Consider the following 7,271-nt stretch of genomic DNA (forward strand, 5'->3'; position numbering starts at 1 on the left):
GGTCTGTGGCCGAAATACCCCAGTGAGGGTCGATGGAGGCCGAGTTGCCCCCATCGATCCACAGGCGATCCGTGTTTCAGTTCTCGGTTCAGTTCGCTTGGCGGCGAAGGAAGGCCGGGATTTCGAGCTGGTCGTCTTCCATCATCCGCGGCGGCAGAGCACGGCCCTGCGCGTCCAGATTGCCCTGAGCGGGGCGGTATTGCGGGGCCTGGGGCGCGGGCGCCCGCAGGGCCGGCTCGACGCGAGGCGCGGCGACCGGAGCCGGTGCGGCGGCGCGGGGCGCCGGGACCGGGGCGGCCTCGGCTTCCTCGCGGCGACCGCCGAAGCCGACGGTCGCGAGCCGGCGCAGCAGGGTCATGCGCTTGGAGTCCTGGCTCGGCTCCGGCTGGGTTTCCTCGCCGCGGCTCTTGAGGATCTGCGCCTGGGTGTGGGGCGGCAGGTCCGAGATCTGCGGCATGCGCGGCGGGCGGGCGAGCTGCGGACGCGGCGGCACGTAGGGGCCGTTCGCGGCCTGGGCGGGCTCCGGCGCCTGGGCGGGGGCCGGCGGCTCGTAGGCCGGGACGGCGGCGCGGGCCGGCGCCTGGGTCAGCACCACATCGTGGTGGTGCATCGCCGGGGCGGGCTCGGCGCGCATCGGCTCCGGCGCCACCGGCTCCGACAGCATGGGCCGCGGGCCCGCGTTCGGGGCGAGCAGCGGCTCGGGGCCGGGGCGGTACGCCGTCTGATGCGCGACCTGCTGCGCCGGCTGGTGCGTCGAGGCCGGGCTCAGCGCGGCGGAAGCGCGGGCGCGGGCCTCGGAGCGCAGACGCTCGGCAACCTCGGCAATCCGCTGCTCCGTCTGGGCGATTTCCGGGTTGTTCGGGGAATCGGCCGAGATCAGCGCCGGCTCGATGCCGGTGGCCACCACCGACACGCGAATGATGCCGTCGAGGCTCTCGTCGAAGGTGGCGCCGAGGATGATGTTGGCGTCCGAATCGACCTCCTCGCGGATGCGGGTGGCGGCTTCGTCGAGTTCGTAGAGGGTGAGGTCGGAACCGCCGGTGATCGAGATCAGCAGGCCGCGCGCGCCCTTCATCGACACGTCGTCGAGGAGCGGGTTGGCGATCGCGGCTTCCGCCGCGCGGTTGGCGCGGTTCTCGCCGGAGGCCTCGCCGGTGCCCATCATCGCCTTGCCCATGCCGCGCATGATCGCGCGCACGTCGGCGAAGTCGAGGTTGATCAGGCCTTCCTTGACCATGAGGTCGGTGATGCATGCCACGCCTGAGTAAAGCACCTGATCGGCCATCGCGAAGGCGTCGGCGAAGGTGGTCTTCTCGTTGGCGACCCGGAACAGGTTCTGGTTCGGGATGACGATCAGGGTATCGACCGCCGCCTGAAGCTCCTGGATGCCGGCCTCGGCCGTGCGCATCCGGCGCATGCCTTCGAACTGGAACGGCTTCGTGACGACGCCGACCGTCAGGATGCCCATGTCACGCGCCGCGCGGGCGATGACCGGAGCCGCGCCGGTGCCGGTGCCGCCGCCCATGCCGGCGGTGATGAAGGCCATGTGCGCGCCCGAGAGCTGATCGCGGATCTCGTCGATCACCTCCTCGGCCGCCGCCGAGCCGACTTCCGGGTGCGAGCCGGCGCCGAGACCCTGCGTCACGCCGATGCCCATCTGGATCACGCGCTCTGCCTTCGAGGAGGTGAGCGCCTGGGCGTCGGTGTTCGCCACGACGAACTCGCAGCCGAGCAGCCCCGACTCGATCATGTTGTTGACGGCGTTGCCGCCCGCGCCGCCGACGCCGAACACGGTGATGCGGGGCTTGAGTTCCCGGATGTCCGGAGCCTGAAGAGAGATGGCCATGTGGTCTTGCCCTTCGTGACTTTTGATTGCCTGAACGACGCCTTGCGACGCCTGCCCTGTCTTGCTTGTCCCGCGCTGGCCTCGCGGCGGCGCGGGGTCGTTTCTTTCGGAGCCGCTCCCTGCCCCGTCAGGCCGGGGACGTCTCCAAGTCCTTGTCTCGACACGATGTCTTCACGCGAACCGGACCGGTTTCGCGCGACATCGCCCTAGAAACTCTCCCGGATCCAGCGACCGACCCGCGAGAAGTAGCCGTCCGTTCCCGTGCCGGCGAAGGCGCCCTGCCCCCGCGGCTCGAAATGCTCCGCATGCGCCACCTGCGGGTAGACCAGCAGGCCGACCGAGGCCGAGAAGGCGGGCCCCTTGGCGGCTTCCGGCAGGCCGCGGATGCCGAGCGGGCGCCCGATCCGGACCTGTCCCTGAAGGATGCGGCGGGCCGTCTCCGGCAGGCCGACGAGCTGGCTGGCGCCGCCCGTGAGCACGACCCGGCGGCCGGCCTGGGCGCCGAATCCCGCGTTGTGCAGGCGGTCGCGCACGAGTTCGAGCACCTCCTCGACCCGCGGCTTGACGATGCGCACGAGCTGCGAGCGCGGCACGTGGCCGGGCGCCTCGCCCTCGTCCTCGCCGACGCCGTGCACGGCGATCATGTCGCGCTCGTCGGAGGCCGTGGCGATGGCCGAGCCGTAGAGGGTCTTCAGCCGCTCCGCGACGTTGACCCGCGTTGAGAGCCCGCGGGCGATGTCCATGGTGACGTGATGGCCGCCGACCGCGACCGCGTCGCAATGGACGAGGTGGCCGCCCATGAAGACGCCGACGCTGGTGGTGCCACCGCCCATATCCACGACGGCGCAGCCGAGTTCGGCCTCGTCGTCCACGAGCGCCGAGAGGCCGGCGGCGTAGGGCGTGGCGATCACCGCATCGACGCCGAGATGGCAGTGCTCGACCGCGAGCATCAGGTTGCGCGCGGCGGCGGCTTCCGCGGTGACGACGTGGAGATCGACGCCGAGCGCGTTGCCGATCATACCGGAGGGGTCGATCACCGCGCCCTGCCCGTCCAGCGCGTAGCCGGTCGGCAGGGCGTGCAGCACGGCCCGGCCGGGGCTGACGCCGTGGGCGCTGGCCGTCTCCAGAACCCGCTCGACGTCGGAGCCGGTGACGGTGCCGGAGCGGACATTCACCCGCGCCTCGAAATGCTGCGAGGCGATGCGCCCGCCGGAAATGTTGACGATGACCGACTGAACCTCGGCCTTGGCCATCCGCTCGGCGGCGTGGACCGCCTGACGGATCGCGCCCTCGGCGGCTTCCAGATCGACGATGGCGCCGCCCTTGAGCCCGAGCGAGCGCTGGTGTCCGATGCCGATGATGCGGGCGAGATGAGTGCGCCCGCGCAGAGTCGACATCGCCTCGGCCGGCTGCAGCTCGGCGATGAGGCAGACGACCTTGCTGGTGCCGATGTCGAGCACCGACATGGTCGCGCTCCGGCGTGCGGAGAGCGGTTTCAGGCGCGGCGTGAGGCCGTGATGGGTCTGCATCGGACGCTACTCGGCGGATACGCGACAGGACACGGAGGAGAGTGCGGCGGGGCGGAACGCGCTCATGTCGCGGTCCCCTTCTTCGGCTTCTTGCGGCTCTCGGCCCGGGCGGCCGCAGCCTCCTCGGTCAGGCGCACCACGACGCGGTCGGCCATGCGCAGGTCCACCGCGATGATGTCCTTCTCCAGAATCCTGCTCTCCCGCTCCAGCCGCACCAGCCGGGCGAGCGCCTCGGCGGGGTCGGCCTCGGGCAGGCGAATGTCGACGCCATCGAGCTTGAGCGTCCAGCGCCGGCCGGAGACATAGGTGCCGGCGCGGATGCGCGATCCGAGCGGACCCGCCGCCTCGATCAGCGCGAGATATTCCTTGAGGCGCTCGTTGGCGCCCGAACCGACCACGAGCGGCAGGTTGACGTAGCGCTCGTCGCGCAGGTCATCGATCACCTTGCCGTCGGCGGCGATCACCTGGATCTCGCCGTTCTGCTGCCACAGGGCGGCGGGCTCGCGCTCGACCTGATTGATGACGATTTCGTTGGGGTAGAGCTTACGCACGGAGGCGCTGGCGATCAGCTTCTCGGCGAGCAGGCGTTCGCGCACGCCATCGACGTCGAGGAACGGCACGGAGGAGCGCCAGTCGATGCCGGCGGTGCTCAGTACCTCGCGCTCGTACATCCGCGACAGGCCGGTGATGGTCACCCGCTCGACGCCGAAGCCGGCGATCCGGGCGAGAATGTCGAGCGGCCGGCCGTTCTCGGCGACGAAGCTGTCGTAGCGCCCGCTCATGACGAAGCCGGTCAGCGCCACGGTGCCGGCAAGCCCGGCGACCAGCGCCGTGCCCGCGAGCCGCGGCACGCGTGCCTCGATCGGCACCGCCGGCCGGAGCCGACGCGCCGACGAGAACCGCCTGAGGATCTTCGGGAGCCTAAGCCCCGCAAGGATCCCGCCGCTGCCGGGGGTACCGGCTGCGTTCAGCGGTTGAGAGAAGCGTCCTCCACCATCCATCGGACGAGTTCACCGAAACTCTGGCCTGCGTGGGCCGCGATCTCCGGCACAAGGCTCGTCTGGGTCATCCCTGGCTGCGTGTTGACCTCGAGGACGACGAGAGCACCGGTTCCACCCGGTGTGTCGTCGTAACGAAGGTCGGCACGGCTGACGCCACGGCATCCCAGTGCTTGATGCGCCGTTAACGCCAACTCTTGGACACGCTGGTAAATATTTAGTTTAAGATCGGCGGGGAGGACGTGGATCGACCCCCCCCCGGCGTACTTGGCGTCGAAGTCGTACCACTCCCCCGAAACGGGCTTGATCTCGGTGACTCCGAGCGCCCGGTCGCCCAGCACTGCGCAGGTCAGCTCGCGGCCGGCAACGTAAGTCTCCGCAAGGACTTCCTCGCCGTAGACCCACGCGTCGGAGGCCAGGATCTGGGGCGGGTGCGAGCGCTCCTCGCGCACGATGATGACCCCCATGGAGGAGCCTTCGGCGATCGGCTTCACCACATAAGGAGGGGTTAACGGGTGTGACTTTGCCGCATCATGACGGTTAACGACCCGGCCCTCCGGCACGCTCACGCCGGCCGCTTTCATGACCGTTTTGGCACGCTCCTTGTGCATCGCGAGCGCCGAGGCCAGCACGCCGGAATGGGTGTAGGGGATCTTCAGGATCTCCAGGAGGCCCTGGATCGTGCCGTCCTCGCCGGCCGGGCCGTGGAGCGCGTTGAGGGCCGCGTCGGGCTTGAGGTCGGTCAGCACGGTGGCGATGTCGGGCCCGACATCGACGCGGGTGACGCGATACCCCTCCCCTTCCAGCGCTTCGGCGCAGGCGTTGCCGGAGCGCAGCGAGATCTCTCGCTCGGAGGACCAGCCGCCCATCAGGACGGCGACGTGCTTGGACATCGGATGGGAGCCTTTCAGGGCTGGTTGGGCGCCATGGGCGCCCGATGGTTTGGGCGAGACAATCAGGCCTCCTCGCCGAGGAGCCGGCTGCCGCGCATGGCGACGCCGTCCTCGACGGTGATGCCGTGCCGCCGCAGCCCGTCGAAGAAGCGCGCGAAATCGGGGCGGCGGAAGGTGATGCGGCCGGGTCCATCCGGCGCAATCGCTTCGAACAGCACCACCGACGGTTCAAAGGCCGCGTCCGCGTAATCGAGGCAGAGCCAGAGGTCGGAGCCGTGGTTGCTGAGCGCGATCAGGCGATCGATCTCCGGCAGCACGGCGCGCCAGGACTCTTCCTCGCTGCCGAAGTCGGTGCCGTCACTGACAGCGCCGAGGCTCTCCAGCCGCTCCAGGGCGGCCAGGTCGAAGCCGGGCAGCACCGTCCGCCAGACCTCGTCGGCCTCGCGGACCGCCGCGTCGCCCTCGAATTCGAGGGGGGCGTCGGGGGTATCCGTGGCGAGGAAGAAGTCCGTCGCCCCGCCGTTCCGCCGCCGGTAGAGCGCCCTGAGCGTCTCGGGCAGCCTCATCCCGAGGCGGGCTTCGGCCCCGCCGATCGCCGCCTCGGCCCCGGCCGCCCAATCCGCGGCCGGCGTATCCGCCTCGAAGAAGGTCGCGACGGTCGGGCCGTCGGGATCGATGACGAGCCGCGGCTCCGGCAGCGGGGCGGAATCCCTGAGGCTGACGAAGCGTTCGGTAAGGCGGGTATGCGCGGCCTCGCAGCGAAGCCGCAGGGCCGCGTAGGTTTCCGGGGAGAGATGGGCACCGGGTTTCGCGCCGTCCCACTCACGGTTGAGCCGGTCGCGCAGGCGCAGGATGTCGCCACCCGTCCGGGCCCGATCGGCCGCAGCGGCGATGTCATCGACGAGCCTGCCGAGATGCTCGGTCAGGGCCGTGGGGTCGGTCGAAGCCATGGGCGATGCGTCCTCCGGTCTCGACGCGGGCGATCCGTCAGGCGGGTGACGCCTCGACGCCGATCCGCTTGATCTCCCAGTGCAGTTCGAAGCCCGAATGCTCGCGCACCCGACGCCGCACTTCCTCGCCGAGCCCCTCGATGTCGGTGGCGGTGGCGCCGCCGCGGTTGATCAGGAAGTTGCAGTGCATCTCCGAGACCTGGGCCCCGCCGCGGACCAACCCACGGCAGCCGGCGGCGTCGATGAGCTGCCACGCCTTGCCGCCCTCCGGGTTCTTGAAGGTCGAGCCGCCGGTGCGCTCGCGGATCGGCTGGGCGGCCTCGCGCGCCGCGGTCACCCGCTCCATCTCCGCCTCGATCTCTTCGCGGTTGCCGGGGCGGCCGCGGAAGGTCGCGCCCGTGAAGATCACGTCGTCGGGCGCCGAGGAATGGCGGTAGCGAAAGCCCATCTCGGCATGGGTGAAGCGACGGAGTTCGCCCTTCCGGTCGATGCCGCGGACCGCCACCAGCACGTCGGTGGTCTCACCGCCATGCGCCCCGGCGTTCATGCGCAGCGCGCCGCCGACGGAGCCGGGGATGCCGCGGAAGAAGGCGAGCCCATCGAGGCTGGCTTCCGCCGCCGCCTTGGCGAGCCGCATGTCGGGCACGGCGGTGCCGGCCCGGATCGTCTCGCCGTCGATCTCGACCGAGCCGAAGGCCTTGCCGCCGAGCCGGATCGTCACGCCGGGAATGCCGCCGTCGCGCACGATCAAGTTCGAGCCGAGGCCGATCACCATGACAGGCACCGACGGATCGAGGGCGGCGAGGAAAGCGGACAGGTCCTCCTCGTCGGCCGGGCTGAACAGCACCTGCGCCGGCCCGCCGACGCGGAACCACGTGAGGTCGGCGAGCGACTGGTTTTCGAGGAGACGGCCGCGGAGGTCGGGCGCGGCGGCGCGGATCTTGTCGATCAGATCGGGAAAGGCGGTCATCCAGAGTCTCCCCCCTCTCCCCGCACGCGGGGAGAGGGCTTCGGCGACCTCGTCGTCGCCGAAGCGAGGCGGCAGCCGGGGGTGA

At 70.7% G+C, this 7,271-nt stretch carries 6 protein-coding genes; all 6 read right to left on the reverse strand.

Features of this window, described 5'->3' with window-relative positions; translation table 11 throughout:
- Positions 1 to 88: 88 nt before the first annotated feature.
- Complete coding sequence (ftsZ, locus tag MKK50_RS13155) at positions 89 to 1,846, reverse strand: cell division protein FtsZ (RefSeq protein WP_253371471.1); 1,758 nt, start codon at positions 1,844 to 1,846, stop codon at positions 89 to 91.
- Between the two features lie 206 nt (positions 1,847 to 2,052).
- The gene (gene ftsA, locus MKK50_RS13160; RefSeq protein ID WP_253371473.1) at positions 2,053 to 3,375 is read right to left on the reverse strand and encodes a cell division protein FtsA; all 1,323 of its coding nucleotides are present in this window, start codon (positions 3,373 to 3,375) and stop codon (positions 2,053 to 2,055) included.
- Between the two features lie 62 nt (positions 3,376 to 3,437).
- A complete protein-coding gene (locus MKK50_RS13165) occupies positions 3,438 to 4,376 on the reverse strand; it encodes a cell division protein FtsQ/DivIB (protein WP_253371475.1) in 939 nt (312 codons plus the stop codon).
- Complete coding sequence (locus tag MKK50_RS13170) at positions 4,343 to 5,266, reverse strand: D-alanine--D-alanine ligase (RefSeq protein WP_499022848.1); 924 nt, start codon at positions 5,264 to 5,266, stop codon at positions 4,343 to 4,345. Before MKK50_RS13170 ends, MKK50_RS13165 begins: the two co-directional genes overlap by 34 nt.
- A gap of 62 nt (positions 5,267 to 5,328) precedes the next feature.
- On the reverse strand, positions 5,329 to 6,216 hold the full coding sequence (locus MKK50_RS13175) for an SMI1/KNR4 family protein (RefSeq protein WP_499022849.1): 888 nt from the start codon (positions 6,214 to 6,216) through the stop codon (positions 5,329 to 5,331).
- Positions 6,217 to 6,253: 37 nt separating this feature from the next.
- On the reverse strand, positions 6,254 to 7,186 hold the full coding sequence (murB, locus tag MKK50_RS13180) for a UDP-N-acetylmuramate dehydrogenase (protein WP_499022850.1): 933 nt from the start codon (positions 7,184 to 7,186) through the stop codon (positions 6,254 to 6,256).
- Positions 7,187 to 7,271: the final 85 nt, after the last annotated feature.

The organism is Methylobacterium sp. J-043 (assembly GCF_022829505.1).
Classification (GTDB): Bacteria; Pseudomonadota; Alphaproteobacteria; order Rhizobiales; family Beijerinckiaceae; genus Methylobacterium; species Methylobacterium extorquens_A.

Bases quoted from the DNA above. Each gene is read 5' to 3' on its own strand.
- ftsZ (WP_253371471.1), bottom strand. From the start codon at position 1,846: ATGGCCATCTCTCTTCAGGCTCCGGACATCCGGGAACTCAAGCCCCGC.
- ftsA (WP_253371473.1), bottom strand. From the start codon at position 3,375: ATGCAGACCCATCACGGCCTCACGCCGCGCCTGAAACCGCTCTCCGCA.
- MKK50_RS13165 (WP_253371475.1), bottom strand. From the start codon at position 4,376: ATGGATGGTGGAGGACGCTTCTCTCAACCGCTGAACGCAGCCGGTACC.
- MKK50_RS13170 (WP_499022848.1), bottom strand. From the start codon at position 5,266: ATGTCCAAGCACGTCGCCGTCCTGATGGGCGGCTGGTCCTCCGAGCGA.
- MKK50_RS13175 (WP_499022849.1), bottom strand. From the start codon at position 6,216: ATGGCTTCGACCGACCCCACGGCCCTGACCGAGCATCTCGGCAGGCTC.
- murB (WP_499022850.1), bottom strand. From the start codon at position 7,186: ATGACCGCCTTTCCCGATCTGATCGACAAGATCCGCGCCGCCGCGCCC.